Genomic DNA, 20,174 nt, shown 5'->3' on the forward strand with positions numbered 1-20,174 from the left:
CTTCAGAACCGAGGATTTCTCATGCAACTTTCAGCGCTCAAAACGGGCGCCGCAGCCGGCTGGGCTGCGGTCAGGCTCGTGCTCGATATCATGGTCATCGGGCCGGTGTTTATTTTCTCTCTCTTTATAGTGGTTAATGCCTGGCCTTCGCCGGGGGCGTTTGTCATCCGGCAGGCCGAAAGGCTGGTGGAGGGAGCCGCGCCGGGCAACGTATGGGGATGTGCCGCTCTCCCGGCGGGTATGGCAGTCAATGAACGGGCGATACCGCAACCGGTCACGCCGTCACCTTATCAATGTGTCCCCGAACAGGTGAGCCGTGAAACCTATATCACGGGCTTTAACCACAACCTGCTGACTCTCTACGGGCTTATTACCACGCTTTACGCGTGTGTCTATTTGGCCGCACGCTGGCTGATGGTGGCACGTAAAGGCCGGATGTCCGTGGCGGCTTTTGGCATGGCGGTTCAGGGCGGGAAACAGGAGCAAAAACATGAATAATTTGCCCGTCGTGGCCGTGTTATTTCTGCTTGGCATCATCGCTAACTGCCTGAGTGAGTTGCTGGCCTACTCGGCGACGCTGACGCGACAGGTGTTGGTTTTTTCAACCTTCACCTGCCTTATCCTGTCGCTGGTCGTGCTCATCGGGTCTGAAGTCCTCGCACACCGTAAGGCGCGCAGGAAGAACCGGGAGGCAAAACCGTGAAACTCACCTTTCTGTTGCCTTTCTTTTGCCTCATGGCTCCGCTGGCCGCGCACGCAACCGTGGCCGACCAGATAGCGGCGCTGGAAAAGTCCAAGACACAAACGAACTGGTCACCGGCGCTGCCTGACCTGGGATTACCGCAGGCGCGCTCCCCCTCAGACCGTGCGCCGCACATGATGACGCTCACCGACGGGCGCGAGGTGAACCTGAACAATTATGCCATCGTGGTGTTTATGCAACGGGGGTGTCCGTACAGCGCGAAATTCGACCCGAAGTTAAAGCAGTGGTCAGATGAGGTCGGCATCAAGGTTTATCCCTATACGCTTGACGGCTATGGCGATACGTCCTTTCCGGTGGCCCTTATTCCCCGTAAACGCGGCGCCAATGAGCCGCTGGCGGGGGAAATCATGACGTTTTTTGGCAACGGTCTGCCCATCGCCACGCCGACCACGTTTCTGGTTAACGTTGCCACGCCGCGCCCGGACAATACCATTGCGGCCTTTCCGCTTTATCAGGGCGATACCGACATGGGCACGCTGAGCCAGCGTGTGGCCCTGATGATTGAGGCAGATATTGACAATCTGCCCTCCAATACGCTGGGGCCGGTGCCTTCCAGTCAGGCCGTTACCCCGCAGTAACGAACGTCCGTTTACCGATAGTAGATGAACATCGAGCCTGAGAACGCCGCCCGCTGAGCGGTGACGTCGTGGTTATACCAAAGGAAGAAAAAAGATGAAGACAACAGATCCGTGCGCACAGCCGGTAAAGACGAAGAGAACACCCGCTGAAAGGCTTGTGCTGCTATGCGCCATTATCTGGTGCGGTACAACCTGGTGGTTTTTCTTCTGCACCCGTGTCGATACCATCCCCACGTTTCCCCCCGATGCAGGCTGGCGGTATCTGGCAGACATGAGGTTGTTCAGTCTGCCAGGGTGGTTGTTCACCCTCTTGCCTATTGGGTGCCTTTATATAGACCACCAATTATATAAAGGCTTACCCACAATTAAAGGCTGGCTGCACCGATACGGGATTTACTGCGCCGTCAGTTTGGCAATCGCGTTTTATATTTTTACTCAGCGTGTTTATCCGGATGTCGTGTCGGGAGACGATCATTTCTTTTACTTATTTGTAGGGTTACTTTTAGGTTTGCTGTGTATAGAACGGAGCAAACGAAAATGAGTAAGTAAAGTTTTAACGACTGCCTGATGCTTATAAAGAAATCTTGCAGGGAGAGCGAGACGTGTTTTAAAGACCAGCGAGCGAAGTTGTATTTGAAAGAGTATTGGCTCTTAAGCGTCAGGCAGGCATCATTACAGTTATCGTCTGTTATCTGCGAGAGAAAAAACTGGGCTTTGTCCTGCTGATTATGAGCATTCAGGTATTTTGCCAATAAGATCCTTTTCGATACGGACGTAATATCGGTTTTCAGCAGAAAAAGCAGTGTCTCAGCATCTTCACGGGTTATGTGTTTTTTATTTTCATACCAGTCATCCTGCACGATTGGGTTATCAGCGAAATTCACGCTGAGAAACTGACGTAGAGCATCACGACGTTGGGGTGATTCGATTTCATCAACAACCAAAGCGGGGTAAAGCTTTTCGGCATAAGAGAAAGGTTGCGGCTGATAATAAAAATGACTGGGTGTTTTCAGGTAAAAGCTTTCTTGTAGATCCGCAAGTTTCCCTGAATTGTGATTATCTGTAGTTTCCCAATACGCGATTTGGCCGGTTTGCTCATCACGGTAGGCCACGAACGCATGGTGTGGGGCATAAACAACTTCGGCCTCTTTCCCTGCCATATGCATAGCATCCATCAGAAGATAGACATTCAAATCACAGTCTGAAAAACGGGCAGACCACCCTTCCGAGACGGCTGCAACAGGCGTGTAGTAAAAGGATTTACCGAGCAGCTTGTTAGCGCAGGCAAGGAAACGCACGTTACTCAGGTTTGAGGCGCAATCCCTTCTGGTGGAATTAAAATAAGCCTCAGTATTCCCATAAGCCTTGCTAGCCCTTTCTGCTGTTGCCAGACCGTTTTCTTCATCAAATTTAATCAACCGGTGGGACAGAAATTTGGCGTCAAAGGTGCCAGTTACCTCCCCCAGGGAAAGCGCAGATTTTTTGTAGCTTTTATTGGCGCTGGCTGAGTCATATGCGTTTTGTGCCATTGGATAAACGGTTGCAGCAATAAGCAAGCAGACCATTAAGCATGCTGCCGTCAGTTTTCTCAAATTTCCATCCCCTCATCGTCACAAGCTGATAAATGATGCACAGGTAATTTGCGGGTGCTTTCACGTTATCGGCCGGACTTTCAATGCTTTTAACAATAAAGAACGGGTAAAGCCATGAAGACAAAAATGGTTCTGAAAAGGAACGATTTCCCTTTAGAAAATAGAGGGTATGAGCCAACCGACATTAATCTATTTCATCAGGAGGCATCACGATGAAATTTCGGCAGCTACTTCTGTCAATTTTAACCGTAATGGGTATGAGTACCCCTGCGCTGGCCGACGTACAGGGCGACCTGAATGGTTTTTTCGGCAGTCTGGGCTATGACGGCAACGTCTCCAAAGCGCAGGCATGGCAGGGGCAGGCCGCAGGCTACATCACCGGTGGTTCGGTGTATCTGCGAAATCCGGTAAAACAGGTACAACTTATCTCGATGCAGGTGCCTTCCCTGAATTCCGGCTGCGGGGGCATTGATGCCTATCTGGGCGCCTTCTCGTTTATCAGTGGTGAGGAAATTCAGCGCTTTGCCAAGCAAATCATGAGTAATGCGGCGGGCTACGCGTTCGATTTGGCGTTACAGACGATGGTGCCTGAACTGAAACAGGCCAAAGACTTTCTGCAAAAAATCGCCTCCGACGTGAACTCCGCCAACATGAGTTCATGCCAGGCAGCTCAGGGGATCATCGGGGGCCTCTGGCCCGTGTCCCAGCTTTCCAACCAGAAAATCTGCCAGGACATTGCCGGTGACGACAATATTTTCTCCGACTGGGCCTCATCCCGGCAGGGGTGCACGGTAGGCGGGCAGGGTGACAGCGTCACGAGTCGGGCCAACGCCAATGAAAAAGACCAGGTGCTGAAGAACAAAAATCTCATCTGGGATGCGCTCGGGCGCAATCATCTTTTCGACGGGAACCGCCAGCTGAAAGAGCTGGTGATGAGTATCGTCGGATCCATCATTTTCAACAGCGCCGGGCAGGTGACTATCCTGACGCCGATGGTGGATAACCGGGATGTGATCACCGTACTGATGCGCGGCGGCACCGCCAAGATTTACGGCTGTGATGAACCCGACCTTTGCCTCGGGCCGACGGTGGCCAGCGTCACCATCAGCAGCAACAACGCGCTGGTCACGCTGGTCCAAAACATCATGCTGTCCATGAACCAGAAGCTGACGGATGACACCGGCTTATCCGACCAGGAAAAGGGGTTTCTCAACACCACCTCTGTCCCCGTCCTGAAATACCTGACCAACTCGCAGAGTATGGGGCAAAGCCCGACCTACCTCATCCAGGTGGCGGATTACATTGCGCAGGATTTAATGATCCAGTACCTGCAGGAGTTGGTGAAGCAGGCCAGTCAGTCGCTGGCCGGGAAAAACTTCCCGGAACAGGCGGCGGGAGAGCTGCGGCAGAACGTGGCTCAGGCACAGCAGCTGCTGGCCAACATGAAGCTGCAGTCGGCGGCCGATCAGAACGCGCTGGACGGTATTGACCGCAACATGCAGTACCTCCAGCAACAGGTCTCAACCATTATTTCAACGTCATATCAGGGTAACTACCGTTGGGGGACCAGCAATGACTGAAATCTATACGATATTCGGTGGGGACATGTGGCGGCAGGTGTTAAACGGCGTCGTCACCATTCTGGGTGCCGATACGTTTGATACCTTGCTTCGCATTGTCAGCACATTTGGCGTGCTGGGGGTGATGGTGTCCTTTATCAAAACCCGTGATCCGCGCGTGTTTATGCACTGGCTGGCCGTATTTATGTTTATTACGTCCGTGTTACTGGTGCCAAAACGGTCTGTGCAAATCCTCGATATCACCGACCCTGCTGCAGTGTACGAGGTGGACAATGTGCCGCTGGGGCTGGCCATGATCGCGGGGCTGACCACCAGTGCGGGATTTGGGGTGGCGCAGCTGTACGATTACACCTTATCGCGCCCGGACTCGCTGACCTATACCAAGAGCGGCATGCTGTTTGGTTCTCAAATCGTGGCGCAAACCTCCGATTTTCGGACGCAAAACCCGCAGCTGGCACAGATGCTGACGGACTATGTCGAAAACTGTGTGATTGGTGACATTTTGCTTAACAACAAATACACCATCAACCAGTTGCTGAACAGCACCGACCCGCTGACGCTGATCACCAATAACCCGAGTCCTTTACGGGGGATCTATCAGACGGTGAGCGGGGTGAGGCAGTTTGTGACCTGCCAGCAGGCCGCCGGCACCATCAGAACGCTGATGGGGAGTGATATCTCGGTGGGCGGCGTCAGCTGGCACGATATGGCAACCCGCGTGTTTGGCAGTAAAGTGAATGCGGATGCGTTGCTGAGCAATGCCATGAACGACAGCTACGGATTTTTCTATGCAGGCGGACTGAGTGCCTCACAGATTATGCGTAACAACGTGACCAATGCCGCCATCCGCGACGGCTGGAAAGGATTTGCCGCCCGTTCCTCGGATACGGCAAACCTGGTGAATCTGGCCACCGAATCGACCCTGACCAAACAGCGTCTGAGCTGGGCGGCGGGCGGGGCAATTGCCTCACAAACGTTACCGATGTTCCAGTCCCTGATGATGCTGATCCTGATTGGCCTTTTCCCGCTGGTGATTGCGCTGGCCCTGGTCAACCACACCATCTTCGGGCTGAATACCCTCAAGCTGTACGCCGGCGGGTTCTTGTATTTCCAGATGTGGCCGGTGATGTTTGCGATTTTGAATTCCCTGGCCAACTTTTACCTCCAGTCGAAAACCGGTTCAACGGCATTGGTGCTGGCGAATCAGGATCGCATTGCCCTGCAGCATTCTGACGTGGCCAATATCGCAGGCTATCTCAGCATGTCGATACCGGTACTGTCCTTTTTCCTGACGAAAGGCGCAGCTTCGGTGGCGTCGCAGGTGGTGGGTGGCGTGATGAGTTCGGCGGCGTTCTCAGCCGGCGGGCAGGCATCAACAACCGCTGACGGCAACTGGTCGTTTAATAACATGTCGATGGACAACGTTAACGCCAACAAATTTGACACCAACCTGTCGCAACGTATGGGTCAACAAAGCCACCAGATGGAAAATGGCGGGATGCGCACCCTGACGGCGGACGGTCACAACGTCTATGACACGTCTCAGGCCATCTCTAACCTGCCGGTTAACATGCGACTCAGTTCACTGGCGAGCAGCGGTTTCCAGGAGCAGTCGCGGCAGGCACAGCAGGAGGCGCAAACGGCGCTCGATGGCTATAACCACAGTGTCACCAGCGGCTTCCAGCAACTGAACCAGCTGACCAGCCAAAGCGGTAACAGCGCCTCCATGACGCAGGGCAGTGAAAACACCCAGGCCACCAACGCAACACGGGGGGCGAGCATGATGATGTCGGCCGCTGAAAGCTATGGTAAAGCGCATAACATCTCTACCCAGGAGGCCTATAACCAGCTGATGGACATCACCAATCAGGGTTCAGGGGGGGCAGGTATGTCGGCGAATGTTAAGGTGGATTCTGGCGATCAGCTCGTCGGGAAATTGGGCAAATGGGCCTCGGGTGTAAGTGTTGGCGGTGAGGCGCATATCAATACTGACTGGAGACATACCTCTGGCAGTGCACACGGTACGCAGGATACTCACTCGGAAGGGAAAGATTTCCGCCATGACGAAAACAGCCAGACGGTTAAAGATTTCCGTCAGGGTATGGATATGGTGACGTCAGCCCGCGTAAGCGAGTCTGGCAACCAGACGGATAACCAGTCTAACTCTCAGGTTGAGCAGTATGCTGCGACGCTGAATGATGCGAAAAGTCAGTATCATCAGTACACCGACAGCAGTACAAAAAGCCAGGAATTCAGCCGGATGGCGACACTGGCCCAGAACGAAAGTGCCAGCCTGGATGCCAACTACAACCAGGAATTTGTGGACTGGACGACGGCCAAGTTTGGTAATAATGCCCAGGGTATTCTGACCAACGTTAACTCAGCGCGGGAAGCGGCCACGGAGTTTATGAAGGAGCGTCTGGAACCAGAGATTATGCAAAACTATGGTGCACGGACGGATCAGACAAACACACAACCTTTAACACCATCAAATTCGTTAGAATACGGTGCAGTCACTGAGCAACATACCCCTGCAGGCGACCCAATCCCTGTACCTTATGGAGCCAGTGCGGTGGTGGGCAGTCAGCAGAACGATGTAACAGGCTCTCGCGGTGTTACGGAAACTGACCCTAGAGGAACATTAACAACAGGGAACGCTCCGGGGACTACAGCAAGTGGGGGCGCAGATGAAGTTCACGGTACATCTCCGGTACGGGGACCCGGTCCATTATTGACGAGCGGGGGTGAGGAAAACCTGCATAATCAGGAGAGAAATCTTCATGAACCGAGTGAGGTTCACGGTACGTCTCCAGTACGTGGGGCCGGCCCATTACTGACAAGTGGGGGTGAGGTAAACCTACATAATCAGGAGAGAAACCTCCATGTACAAGGTGGCCCACCGTCAGCGTCAATGGAAGATAATTATAATGCGGCTGCTGAGAAAGTGAGGGAGCACGCTGAGGGTGCTGGTATCCCTAATAACGTGGCAGGGCAGGTTGCAGCACAAAGATCTGCTAATTCTAATGTCATTAGAGAAAATGGCGGGAAAATCGATCAAAACGAAACCCCTGTTCAGGCATCCAGTGATATACTCAGAAATGAGCATCAAGGTGCGGTGAAAGGCCAACAGATTGGCCGCACTGAAGAGGACATTAGGCAGACTAAACCTATTGTTGATGGCACCGAAACGGATAACTTTAAAGCTAAGCTTCAAAAGCTTAGAGAACAGCAAAAAAAGGCCTCATAAGCATTCAATTAGAGAGGGAATATGAGTAATTTCACGAGAGCAGAAGTTGACGCCGATATTGCTATGCTCACAAACAAGTTTTCATCAGGAATTAGGATTATCCCCTCTAATTCAGACTTATTTAAAAAATGTTTTTTTATACCAGTCATAGCGTTTTTTCTTAGTTGTGTCAGCACATTGGTATTCTACTTTGTTAGCTCAATAAAATATAAATATGCCTACTCCGATGGGTATATCAATTTTTTAACATCTGAGGGTTGGGTTGTAATCGTTCCTACAGTAATTGTTGGTGTGTTGTTCGCTTTTATGACCTATAACAATCTCATAATGTATATGGCCGTGCCCGAGGATATCCGTCGCAAATCAGTTATTCTCAGTCATCTTAGGAAGTTAGTAAAACGAACAGTGGCACTGTTTTTAATTTTGATGGTTTTTTCAGCATTGCTGTCTGGCTTAATTCCCTGGCTCGCTTTTGCAATCCCAGCACTTCTTTTCGCTTTGTTGTTTGCCATAAGTTTGGTTGTCGGGTCTGAAATTAACCGTTTGGGTGCTGGTCTGGCCCTCGAAAAAATCAGTAACTTGATTAAAAAGATTTAAGCATTATCCCCTGCTGCCGATAACCCTTCTGTAATTCTAACGGAAGGGTTTCACCCTCCAGATTTATATCCAAATAGCCAATATTTCGGGGCGTGCCTGCCCCGCTTTTTTGACAAGGAAACAGTAAATGAAAAACCGCAATTCTCTTGTGGCGGCTGTGGTCGTCTCATGTCTGGTACTTTCCGGTTGTAGCGCGATGGGCACCGCCATCAAAAAACGTAACCTCGATGTAAAAACACAGATGAGTCAGACCGTGTGGCTGGAGCCATCCAGCGAAAAAACGGTCTATATCCAGATCCGAAACACCTCTGACAAAGACATGAGCGACCTGCAAACGCTATTAGCACAGGATTTGCGTGCTAAAGGCTATAACGTCACGTCGTCACCGGACTCTGCCTATTACTGGATCCAGGCCAACGTCCTGAAAGCCGAGAAAATGGACCTGCGTCAGGCGCAGGGGCTGCTCTCAACGGGCTATGAAGGTGCTGCCGCAGGTGCCGCACTGGGCGCTGGGATCACCGCATATAACAGTACATCTGGCGGTGCGATCCTGGGGGTAGGACTGGCCGCAGGTCTTGCCGGTATGGCGGCAGACGCGATGGTGGAAGACACCAACTACACAATGGTGACCGATCTGCAGATTTCGGAACGCAGCAAAGCGACCGTGACAACAGATAACATCGCCGCATTACGCCAGGGTAACTCGGGTGTGAAGGTGCAGACCAGCAGTGAAGAAGGTAACCGCATGAAATACCAGACGCGCGTGGTTTCTAACGCCAACAAGGTGAACCTCAAGTTCGAAGAGGCAAAACCGGTTCTGGAAGCCCAGCTGGCGAAATCCGTCGCCGGGATCATGAACTGACCTGAACGTTTTATCTTTGTTGTTTATTGTCCTGATGGCACACGCCCGTGTGCCATGTTCACCCACTCGCATGACGTCATAATTCAGCGCTCTGCCTGTTAACTCCCCAGTGACCGTGCCTGCTTATCCACCTGTGATATTCCGCTTCCTCGTCCAGACGCAAATCCCCGCGTCCGGACTGTGGCGAGCGTTGCCGATAAACGCCCAACTGAAGGAATTGCTCATGCTATACAAAAGTGCCCGTGGCCTGATGGCCTGGTTTACCCTGTTTTTCATCTGGAGCGCGTTTGTTCTCTGGTATCACGGCGTCGGCCTGCTGCAGTTCATCATGCACGACAGTAATTTGTACGCCTTCTCGCTGGCCTTACGCCAGACCCGCAGCGATATGCTGCCTGATGCTTTGCCGGTCGTACTGCTGATAATGTTGGTGTTGGCGGTGGGTGCATTTTTGTCGTCTGTCACGGTTGCCATGATAAACGCGGTGGCTTTCCTGTTCAGAACGACCGGTGCACTGATCCAGGCGCAGTTCAGCCATCACAATCCGTCGTCGTTTCATTAAGTCCTTTACAACTTTTTAGCCCAATTTCATTCCCCGCTTCTTTTACTGACCAACCTGAACTGCCCGTCCGGGCGGCTTAAGCCTGCGCGTTTGCCGGAGCTGAACCATGAGTTTTACACCGAAATACCTCACGCAGGGGGGCCAGATGACGGCCTACCGCCTGCGTATGTTTGCCCAGGTCAACCAGTGGATATTGAACTGGCTGTTACTGTTGTTTTTGTTATCCACCGGCGGCGTATTTTGGGCGGTCACCTCCGCCGATGTGCTGAATAACGGTTTCTGGTACTGGACCGGCAGGCTGTTATCCAGCTTTGTGCCGTTGATGAACCCGAAAAGCCCGGCGACCTGGGACATCAGCTGGCACTGCAATAGCGGCATACAGTTGTGCACCACCAAACTGACGCTGGGACAGCTGCTGGCTGACCCCTGGATGCAGTCGATGGGCGGCCAGCTGGTGAATAACTTAAAGCTGAGCGCCGCCGGCTGCGGCACGGTGTGTTTGCTGCTGTTCAGCGTGATTGCCTGGTATGTGGGGCGCATTGGAAAAAAAGAGAGTGAAGATACCTATCTCTCCGGCATGACGCTGACCGATGACGTGGACAGCGTAAACCGTCAGTTGAAAAAGGCCGGTCAGAAATCAGACCTGCAGATCGGCGGCCTGCATATGGTGAAGAACGCCGAGATCATGAACTACCTGATACACGGCACTATTGCAGTCGGTAAATCCACGCTTATCCGCTGGTTGCTCGACTTTATTCGTAAACGGGGGGACCGGGCGATTGTCTACGACTCCGGCGGCACTTTTATTGAAACGCATTTTGACGAACGTATCGACAAAATTCTCAACCCGCACGATAAGCGTTGCGAAAATTGGGTGTTGTGGCGGGAAGCGCGGGAGGTCGTGGACTACGAGAACCTGACGGCCTCGCTTATTCCGGTGGAGGGGGAGTCCGACCCGTTCTGGGTGTCCTCTTCGCGTACAATTTTCAGCGATACGGCGATGCAGTTTGCCTCACATAGCGACCGCAGTATTGAGAAATTCCTGACCGCGCTCTTGTCTATCGACCTGAAAAGTCTGCGCGAATTTCTCAAAAACACCCCCTCTGCCAACCTGGTTGAGGAAAAAATTGAGAAAACGGCCATCTCTATCCGTTCGGTGGTCACCAACTACGCCAAAGCGCTGCGATACCTGCAGGGGCTTGACCAGGAGGGGAAACCCGAGTTCAGCATCCGGGAGTGGATGACCGACGCCCGGTACGACAAAAGCTGGCTGTTTATCTCCACCACGGCCCGTCACCGCAAGTCGGTTCGTCCGCTGATATCCATGTGGCTGTCGATGGCCACGATTTATCTGCAAAGCATGGGGGAAGATCCCGATCGCCGTGTGTGGTTTGTCGTCGATGAAAAGACCAGCCTGCAAAAAATCCCCGAGTTTGCCGAGACATTGGCTGAAGGGCGCAAATTTGGCGGTTGTTTTGTTATTGGCATTCAGAACATGCCACAGCTTATCAACGTGTACGGACGTGAGGTGGCCAAGTCTATTTTTGACCTGCTGAACACCCGTTTCTACGGCCGTTCGCCAAGCGCTGAAGTGGCGAAAATCGTAGAGGAAGAGCTGGGGCATCAGCGCCGTCGTGAGGCGCGGGAGCAAAACAGCTACGGTCTTGACCAAATCCGTGACGGTATCTCCATCAGCCGCGACAAGGTCAATGAGCCGGTGGTCGATTATGACAACATCATGTCGATGCCGAACCTGCGTTTCTATGCCCGCCTGCCGGGGGAATACCCGGTCGTGAAACTGGATCTGAAGTACCGTCCGCAGAAGAAGTATCACAAGTCGCTGATTGAGCGCGATTTTAAGGACGTGCTCAGTCCCCAGCTGGAACAGGTCATCAGCAAGAACGAACAGGCGACGCGCAGGGCGGGCATTGTCTTCCCGACCGGCGACGAAATTCTGGAAGGGCAGTCAACGACTGCAGAACCGGAGATTGTCACTCAATCCCAGACGCCGCCCCCGAAAGACAGCATTTCGTCACAAAGCCCCGTCCGGGAAAGCGTGCCCGTCACGGTTTCGCCGACGCCGCTCACCGTTGAAACACTGAAAACACCGGCAACACCGCCGGTGGCTGAAGACCCTGTCCAGCCCGGCACTGCCGTCTTCCCGGAACCTTCCAGTAACGTGCGTCCCTTTACGCCGCGAATGAGGAGGCCGGAAGCGGCGGGAAACCCCAGAGAGAGGGATGCCGTATCCAGAACGGCGGACAAACCTCCGATTGCGCCCGCACCGGTCAAATCTGAAGTGTCGGATCCCGCGCTCCCGCGTGCCGTCACTGCGGATTCGGCCGCCGTGCCACCTGTTAGCCCGGCTGTGGCCAAAGCCCCTGCGGTAGCGGTTAAGCAGGTCGTGCCTTCCGCCAGACTCAGCGCCCTGGAGATGCTCGCGCAAAAAAGGCGCAAACCCGCGCCGACCGCTGACGGCACCGAAGACCAGGCGGCAACAGAGGCGCAGGGGGAAGCACCGGATCTGCAGATGGACGTGGAAGTGGATGAAAAAGGCGAGCTTGTTTTGCGCACGTTGGGCGCCCGGAAGGAGTCACCGGAAAGCCTGGATGAAGCCCAGGCGACGGAGTACGGCGCGGCAAACCGCGCGATGGCCGAGGAGGAACAGAACATTCTGCGACACCACGATGATTATGACGCGTACCAGCATATGGATGAACACCACGAACCCGGAGGTTTTGAACGATGATGACCGTTGCCTCCGTTGCGTCTGCTGCAGACGCGGCGGGCTATTACAGCAGCAAAGATAACTACTATTTTCTCGATGATCTGCAAAGCCAGTGGCTGGGGGAAGGCGCCCGTGAGCTGGGTCTGGAAGGGAACGTTGATCTTGAGGCGTTCACCAATGTGCTGCACGGGCGGTTGCCGAATGGCGTGGAGCTGGGGAAGGAAGTGTCAGGTAATCATGTGCACCGGCCCGGACACGACTTCACCTTTTCTGCACCGAAAAGCGTCTCAATGCTTATCCTGGCCGGCGGCGATAAGCGCCTGCTGCAGGCCCATATTGAGGCGGTCAAAGAAACGCTGGCCATCATGGAGCAGACGATTTCCGCCCGTGACACGAAGGAGGGCATCACCTCGATCGTCCCCACCGGCAAGATGGTGGCGGCGCTCTTTACCCACGATACGTCACGCAATCTCGATCCGGCCATTCATACCCATGCGGTAGTTGCCAACGTGACCGAGCTGGACGGGAAGTGGAAGGCGCTGGCCACCGATGCCATTTACGGTGCCGGGTTTATTGAGACGATGTACCGCCATCAGGTCAGCTTCGGCAAAATCTACCGCAACAGCCTGAAGGCGAAAACCGAGGCGATGGGGTATGAGACAGAACTCACCGGCGGCAAGCATGAACTGTGGGAAATCAAAGGGTTTCCGGAGGCGGTGCTGGAGGAGTTTTCATCCCGCCACCGTGAAATTGCCGCCCAGGTCGGGGATGAAGCGTCGCTGAAAAGCCGCGACGTCGCGGCGTTAGACACCCGGCAGAAAAAGGTCGATATCAGCCGTTACGGACTCGATGACGTCGATGCGCAGGGCGCACGCACGCCGGTTGTCCCGTCACGGACGTCCGCTGACGCCCGCAACGAGCCATCACTGCCCCCTGTGCGTCTGGATTTACCGTCAGAATCGGCAGCCGAAGTGGGTAAACCGAGTATAGCCTCTGCCCGTACGCCTGCTGAGATGGCCAGTCCGGCTGAAGCCGTCACCGAGCCATCCCTGTCCCGTGAACGCGTGGATCTCCCCTCAGAGCCTGCAATTGAGGTGGGAGACGCAGGGAATGCCCCTGTCCGCACGACCGCTGAGGCGGTCAGTCTGCCCGAACCCGGACAGGTAACGCCGGGAAAAAGTCCGGGGGCGAAGGACGCTCCGGCGGAACCGCCAATCGCCAAACCAGAGACGCAGGCCGGGCGCAACCGCCTGCAGGCGCGATGGGATCAGCAGATGGCAGACCTGAATTTTGATATCCGTGAGGTGATAGACGCGGCACAGGTTCGCGCCGTGGAGCCTGAACAGGCGGAAGAACGTCCGATGCCGCCAAGCGTCATGCAGGCGGTGCGTACTGCGATTTCGGTGCTCAGTGATACCCGCACCCGCTTTACCTACGGTGACCTGCTGATGACGGCGCATGAGGCGGGGGAAGGGCAACAGTCGATCCCCAATCTGCGCAAGGCGATCGACCGGGCCATCAGTGAAAACCTGCTGGCCCCGCTGGACGGGGACAAAGGGGTATTTACCTCGCATATTCATCTGCTGGATGAACTGTCTGTGCAGGCCCTGGCGGCCGATATCGTGAAGGAAGGGAAAGTGGTCAGCTTCCGGCAGACCGACATCGACACGCCTGAGCGGCTCAAAGCGGTGGAATTTGCGCCGGTGGCCATCCTGAACGCACCGGCGTCTATCAGCCGTCTGCGCGAGGTGACGGAAGAACTGGTGACAATGTCACGTGAGCATGGCCGCGAGGTGAAAATACTGGCCAGCTCTGCCGAACGGGGCCTGAGCTTTGGCAAATCTGCGCTGCTCAAAGACGACATTCTCTATCGCAGCCGCGTTCTGGATAAGGGGTTCAGTCTCTCTGCGCACAGCACGCTCATCGTGGAAAGTGCGGAGCGCCTCGGACTCAAGGAGATGCTGGTCCTGAGCGGCGAAGCGAAGGAGAAAGACGCCCAGCTTATTTTCCTGGACAGCGCCGGGCGGCAGTCCAACGCCAACGCCCTGTCGGTGCTGTCATCCGCCGGCGTGCCCCGTCACGGTCTGACCGAACCGGTGGCGGGGCTGGAAGCACGGGTGATCAGTATCGGCGATAAGCGTGACCGTTACCGGGCACTGGCTGAACGCTATGCTGACCTGAGTTCACCGGACACCCCCGTCACCGCCGTGGTCACCGGCGCCCGCGAGCAGCAGCACCTGACCAGCATTATCCGTGACGCCCTGCAAAACGCCGGCAAGCTTGAACGGGACGGCGTAACCGTCGAAGCCCGCACGCCGGTCTATGCCAGCGTGAAAGAACGCCTGCTCCCGGCCACGTACCGGGCAGGGATGGTGCTGGAAGACCGGTCAGACAAAAATGAGACCCGCCACTACACCCTTGACCGGGTGCATGAGGAGACGCGCATGTTGTCACTTATCGACAGTGACGGCGTTCTGAGCCGCGTAAAACTGAGCGACCTGACCGGTGACTGGCGGCTGTTTACCCGTGAACAGTTGCACGTTGCTCAGGGAGAGCAGCTGTTTGCCCTGGCCGCTGACAAAGCCAATGGGCTGAAAGCCCGCGACCGGCTGACGGTCACTGCCGTCAGTGAGGGAAAATTAACGGTGCAGCGCGATGACCAGAAAAAACCGCTGCAGGTCGCGACCGACCGTCCGCTGTATCTGACGCACGGCTACGTCAGCGCACCGGGGAGCCGGGACAATGAGCACGGTATCGTGCTGGCCAGCCTCAACGCCCGTGACCTGTCCGGCAACATCATGAACGCCCTGGCCCAGTCGGGCCATGAGGCGGAAATCTTTACCGGGGAAGCACAAAACAAGGCGGAAGAGAAACTCGGCCGGATGCGCACCACCCGCTCACCGCTGGCGTTAGTCCGCCAGGCCAGTGGCAAGGAAGACGCCGGGGAAGCGCTGGCCGTGTTAAACGCGGGATTACTCACGGATGCGCAAAAGGCCGTGTCGCGGGCGGTAGCCCAGATGAAGGACGTCGCCTTCTCTGAGGTGAAGCTGCTGGAGCAGGCGGGCACGTTCTTCAATAATCTGGGGGCGTTACGGGGCGAAGTGGCCCGGCAGGTGAAAGAGGGAGACCTCATCCCGGTGAAAGTCGCCGGCGGTGGGGGATTTGTGGGGCGGGCGACCTGGGAGATGGAAAAGGCCATCATCCGTGAGATTGATACGGGTAAAAATACCCAGACGCCGCTGATGGCCACGATGGACCCGGTCTTGCTTAATGGGCTGACCGCCGGGCAGAAGGCCGCCACGACGCTTATCCTGCAAAGCCCCGATCGCTTTACTGGCGTACAGGGCTATGCTGGCGTCGGGAAAACCACCCAGTTCCGGGCGGTGAAAGCCGCGATTGACACCCTGCCGGAAAGTGAACGGCCGCTCGTGATTGGGCTTGCCCCAACACACCGCGCGGTGAAGGAAATGCGTGACGTTGGCATCGAGGCGCAGACCCTTAAATCCTTCGTGGTGGACTGGCAACAACGCACGGCGGCGGGCGAAGACGTGCGTTATGCCAGGACACTTTTTCTGATTGATGAGTCCTCGATGCTGGGGAATCAGGACACCGCTGCCGCCTATCAGGCGATATCGCGCGGAGAGGGCCGGGCCGTTGCGGTGGGCGATACCGGTCAGCTGCAGTCGCCGGAAAGCGGGGCACCGTTCACGCTGATGCAGGAGCGCAGTTCCCTCGACGTGGCTGTGATGAGCGAAATCGTTCGCCAGCGTAATCATGACCTGAAGTCTGCCGTTTACAGCGTCATTGAGAACAAAGCCGGTGCTGCCCTGGAGAAAATGGAGAGAGTGTCACCGAAGACGGTGCCCCGGCTGAGGTCCTGGGAGGCACCTGGCCACTCGGTGGTCGAAACCGAATCACCGTGGACACGGATTACCGTGGACTACATGAGCCGGACACCGGATGCCCGCGAGCGCACCATGATTGTGGTGCAGCTGCATGAGGACCGGCAGATGATCAATAAATACATTCATCAGGCCATGTTAAAAGAAGGGGCGTTGGGGGAGAAGGCGGTGACCGTCCCGATACTGGATCGCATTACCGGCGGTCGTCACGATTTCAACCGCATTAATGACTGGAAGGCGGGGCAGGTGGTGCTGGCCAACGAGCGTTATCTGAGCGTGACCGGCATCGATTTGGGAACGGAGCGCGTCTTTTTGCGCGATGAAAATGACCGCATGCACTATTACTCTCCGAAAGAGCTAAACGCCACCGAAATTGAGGTGTTTGAACGGCGTGAGATTGAGCTGCGGGAAGGTGACAGCGTGCGCATGAGCAAAACGCAGAAGCAGGCGGGCCATGATGCCCATGAACAGTACCGGGTGGAAACACTGCGGGACAACGGCGAGGTGGTACTCAAAAACGCCGGCGGCGAAAAGGTCATTACGCCGGGCATGACGCGGGCAGACCAGCACATCGATTATGCCTGGGCGGTGACCGGCTACGGCGCACAGGGGGCCAGTACGGACTATGTGATTGCGCTGGAGGGGACGGAGGGGGCGCGTAAGCGAATGAGCGGCATGCGGGCCTTTTACATTAACGCCTCCCGTGCCCGCGACCATGTGCAGATTTACACCGATGGTCTTCGTGACTGGATGGATACGCTGCGGCAAAAAGATAACGGCCCGCAGACTGCGCATGATGCCCTGAAGCCGGAATCAGAGCGGGCGCAGGCCCGGAGCATCTGGGCGATGGGGCAGCCGGTGGGCAAAACGGCCATCGGGCGAACCTACCTGCGGGAACAGGGCTTAAAAGATAACCCCGTGACGGCGCGGATTATTCCGCCGACCCGAAAATATCCGATGCCGCATCTGGCGTTACCGGTTTATGACGGCAACGGCAAAACGGCGGGTCTGACGATGTTTCCCCTTCAGTCAGACACCGGTCAGATACAGACCGGGCCGGTACGCCAGCTGACGACCGAGGGCGCCCAGGCGGCGGTGGTGCAAAAAAGCCGCAACGGTGACACGATTGTGGTCAGCGATATGCCGCAGGCACTGGCGGCAGCGCGAGGCAACCCGGCGGCAGGCGTATTGCTGCTCACCGGCCGGCAAATGCCGTCCGCGCAACTGCTGAAAGTGGCGGGCGGGGTGACTGACCGGACGTTCAGGCCGGATGCCACGTTGCTCAGGCTGGTCCAGTCTGAGCTGCAGGAGATCCTGCGGTATCTGCCGGCAGAAGAAAGGCCGGCGGATGAGTCTGCCCTGCTTCGCCAGGCACTCCGGGCTATTGAAGAGACGCGGCATCCCCTGTCTGAAATTCAGCTTCCAGAGACTAAAGGACAGGATGTGCCAGCGTTGTCAGCACAATTGGTAGAGCGTGTCGTTCAGAACATGCGGCAGGAAATACCGGTGCTACCGGGTGAGAAGCTGCCGGACTACGCCGCGCTTATCCGTCAGGCGTCCGGCCTGCTTGCCCAAAACGAAGCCCTGCAGGACAACAACGGCGCCATTCGGGCTGTGCTGGCCACCCTTGCCGGGGCGGGTCAGTTTGACAGTGCAGTATTGCCGGCTGAAAACGCGCAGGGAAGCCTGGTGTCTGCAGAAGCACTCCGCTACGTGCAGGCCGAGCAGGATAAAGCGCACGGCACCGCTAAAAACCCGCAAAATGACCTGTCAGAGCGGGCGCTGGCCAGCGCGGCGCGTGAACTGGAAAAACAAGGGCAACTGTCGTTACCGCCCGAAAGCCGGGGCCGGGAGCCGGAGCGGGAAGAAATTACCCACGAAGCCGTCCGAAATATTCAGAAAGAACGTTAATCCACACCGCGACACACCGCTGGCAGCGGTCCAACCTTTTATTCACCGGTGACACCGGGATCCTTCTTCGAGAGACATCATCATGACAAACCGTTTTAACGCGGCGGCGCTTTCGCTCGCCCTGAGTTTTACTTTCGGTTCAATCCACGCCGGCGCTGCAGAGCCGGAAGAGTTCACACCGGCGCAGCAAATCCGTATCGGCGAGATTGCCGCCGACTACCTGGTGGCCCATCCGCAGGTGCTTATCGAGGTGAGCAAAAAGCTGCAGGCACAGCAGGCAGCCATCAAGGCACAGCTGATGGCACAGTCGGTGCTGAAGGGGCACCGGCTGCTGATGCAGCTTGACGGCGTGCCGGTGAAAGGCCCGCAAAAATCGAAAGTGATTGTGACGGAGTTTTTTGACTACGAATGCATTGCCTGCAGCATGATGGCTCCGGTGATGGAGCAGGTCATGGTCAGCAACCCGGATGTGCGCTTTGCCTTTCGTGACTGGACGATTTTTGCCGGGCATTACCCCGAGTCTACGCAGGCGTCACGCCGGGGTCTGGCCATCTGGAAACAGAGGGGGGCTGATGCCTATATGGCCTACCACAACGGGATTTACGGCACCGGCCATAACGAAGGGAAACTGACGTCTGACGATATTGAAAAAGTGGCCACGGCAGCGGGCGCAGGAGAAGAAGACGTCGCGAACCGCGCAGCGGCAGATGCCCTGATCGCGGGTAACAGTGCGCTGGCAGAGCTATTGGGATTAACCGGGACGCCGGGGATCATCGTGATGCCGGCAGAGAACGCGACCGTAGACAACACGACGGTAATTCCGGGCGTTGTGTCTGCCCAGGTGATGCAGCAGGCCATCGATAATGCGATGAAATAAGGCGAGGTCGTGCAGGCCACCGGGTTTGAGGTGGCCTTGCGCGGTGTCGGGAGAAAAACGATGAAGGGTGAAAAAGCACTGTCGATCCACTTTTTTGACCTGCATGGCTTTATGTTCAGCGATGATGATATCGAGCATCAGCGGGTGTGTTTCAGAACCCGTCCGGGATTGCACCACGAGGCACTGAAGGTGGCCATTACCTGTCTGACTAAGTGCGTGCCGGAAAACCTGACCTGGGACGCGACCTGTGGGGAAGGTTCCTTTTGCCTGCTGACCGCCAGTGCGTCATCAGGAATTTATGCATTGCCCTATCGGGAGGAAAAAGACAGATGAAGCACAACAGATTGCGGGTGGCCTTACTGGCCACGTTATTGATGACAGGCGTTTGTACCGCCAGCGCGGCCCCGTCGGTACAGGTGGGATTCTCACCGGAAGGCAGCGCGCAGCAGCTGGTACTGCAGACTTTAGACGATGCGCGACAAAGCGTTCGTCTGATGGGGTACTCGTTTACCTCGCCCGACATTGCCGGGGCACTGGTCGCCGCAAAGAAACGCGGCGTTGACGTCCAGGTGGTACTGGATGAGGGCGGCAATCGCGGGAAAGCCAGTGTGGCCGCGATGAATTTACTGGTGAATGCGGGGATCCCGGTGCGTACCGTCAGCCAGTTTAAAATCATGCATGACAAAGTGATTATTGTTGATGGCCAGACGGTCGAAACCGGGTCGTATAACTATACCCAGTCTGCCGCGCGGTCGAATTCGGAGAACGCTCTGGTACTGCACGATGTGCCTGACCTGGCACAAACCTACCTGACCCACTGGCAGTCGCGCTGGGCGTTAGGGAAAGACTGGGTGTCATCGTACTGACAGAGATCCTCCGGCGTTCTGAATGGCGAACGTTACCTCTTTTCGCATTTTTGTCTTATCCCGCGCCAACGGGAGTGAAAATGCTTTTTATGCTGCTGATTTAATGAATCTA

At 55.8% G+C, this 20,174-nt stretch carries 14 protein-coding genes; 13 read left to right on the plus strand and 1 reads right to left on the minus strand.

Annotated features, from left to right (window positions below; genetic code table 11):
- Window positions 1-21: 21 nt before the first annotated feature.
- Genes V2154_RS23825 through trbB form a run of 3 tightly spaced genes read left to right on the plus strand, consistent with a single transcriptional unit; the run spans window position 22 to window position 1,341 of the window.
- Window positions 22-498 (plus strand): hypothetical protein, encoded by a 477-nt coding sequence (locus V2154_RS23825; protein WP_353504319.1) that lies wholly within the window; start codon window positions 22-24, stop codon window positions 496-498.
- On the plus strand, window positions 491-703 hold the full coding sequence (locus tag V2154_RS23830; protein ID WP_353504320.1) for a hypothetical protein: 213 nt from the start codon (window positions 491-493) through the stop codon (window positions 701-703). The genes V2154_RS23825 and V2154_RS23830 overlap by 8 nt, the downstream gene beginning before the upstream one ends.
- Window positions 700-1,341, plus strand: a complete 642-nt coding sequence (trbB, locus tag V2154_RS23835; RefSeq protein WP_353504321.1) for an F-type conjugal transfer protein TrbB — start codon at window positions 700-702, stop codon at window positions 1,339-1,341. Before V2154_RS23830 ends, trbB begins: the two co-directional genes overlap by 4 nt.
- Before the next feature lie 431 nt (window positions 1,342-1,772).
- Here trbB and V2154_RS23840 read toward each other — a convergent pair whose 3' ends face one another.
- Window positions 1,773-2,933 carry a hypothetical protein gene (locus V2154_RS23840; RefSeq protein ID WP_353504322.1) on the minus strand — a complete coding sequence of 387 codons (1,161 nt, stop codon included), beginning with the start codon at window positions 2,931-2,933 and terminating at the stop codon, window positions 1,773-1,775.
- Window positions 2,934-3,145: 212 nt separating this feature from the next.
- Between V2154_RS23840 and traH the strand changes: the two genes are divergently transcribed.
- From traH to V2154_RS23890, 10 genes are all read left to right on the plus strand, one after another.
- Entirely contained in the window at window positions 3,146-4,513 is a 1,368-nt protein-coding gene (gene traH / locus V2154_RS23845) for a conjugal transfer pilus assembly protein TraH (RefSeq protein ID WP_353504323.1), read from the plus strand.
- Window positions 4,506-7,760, plus strand: coding sequence for a conjugal transfer mating-pair stabilization protein TraG (gene traG, locus V2154_RS23850; protein ID WP_353504324.1), 3,255 nt, complete (start codon window positions 4,506-4,508; stop codon window positions 7,758-7,760). Before traH ends, traG begins: the two co-directional genes overlap by 8 nt.
- 21 nt (window positions 7,761-7,781) lie before the next feature.
- Window positions 7,782-8,357 (plus strand): hypothetical protein, encoded by a 576-nt coding sequence (locus tag V2154_RS23855; RefSeq protein WP_353504325.1) that lies wholly within the window; start codon window positions 7,782-7,784, stop codon window positions 8,355-8,357.
- A gap of 127 nt (window positions 8,358-8,484) precedes the next feature.
- Window positions 8,485-9,219: a complement resistance protein TraT gene (gene traT, locus V2154_RS23860; protein ID WP_014695898.1), complete on the plus strand. Its 735-nt coding sequence runs from the start codon at window positions 8,485-8,487 to the stop codon at window positions 9,217-9,219.
- A gap of 223 nt (window positions 9,220-9,442) precedes the next feature.
- A complete protein-coding gene (locus V2154_RS23865) occupies window positions 9,443-9,778 on the plus strand; it encodes a hypothetical protein (RefSeq protein WP_353504326.1) in 336 nt (111 codons plus the stop codon).
- Window positions 9,779-9,884: 106 nt separating this feature from the next.
- Complete coding sequence (gene traD, locus V2154_RS23870; protein WP_353504327.1) at window positions 9,885-12,527, plus strand: type IV conjugative transfer system coupling protein TraD; 2,643 nt, start codon at window positions 9,885-9,887, stop codon at window positions 12,525-12,527.
- Window positions 12,524-18,319 (plus strand): conjugative transfer relaxase/helicase TraI, encoded by a 5,796-nt coding sequence (gene traI / locus V2154_RS23875; protein WP_353504328.1) that lies wholly within the window; start codon window positions 12,524-12,526, stop codon window positions 18,317-18,319. The genes traD and traI overlap by 4 nt, the downstream gene beginning before the upstream one ends.
- 82 nt (window positions 18,320-18,401) lie before the next feature.
- The gene (locus tag V2154_RS23880; protein ID WP_353504329.1) at window positions 18,402-19,196 is read left to right on the plus strand and encodes a DsbA family protein; all 795 of its coding nucleotides are present in this window, start codon (window positions 18,402-18,404) and stop codon (window positions 19,194-19,196) included.
- A gap of 60 nt (window positions 19,197-19,256) precedes the next feature.
- Entirely contained in the window at window positions 19,257-19,529 is a 273-nt protein-coding gene (locus V2154_RS23885; RefSeq protein WP_353504330.1) for a hypothetical protein, read from the plus strand.
- 41 nt (window positions 19,530-19,570) lie between these two features.
- On the plus strand, window positions 19,571-20,062 hold the full coding sequence (locus tag V2154_RS23890; protein WP_353504351.1) for a phospholipase D family nuclease: 492 nt from the start codon (window positions 19,571-19,573) through the stop codon (window positions 20,060-20,062).
- Window positions 20,063-20,174 lie beyond the last annotated feature (112 nt).

This window comes from Ewingella sp. CoE-038-23, assembly GCF_040419245.1.
In the GTDB taxonomy this organism is placed as follows: Bacteria; Pseudomonadota; Gammaproteobacteria; order Enterobacterales; family Enterobacteriaceae; genus Ewingella; species Ewingella allii.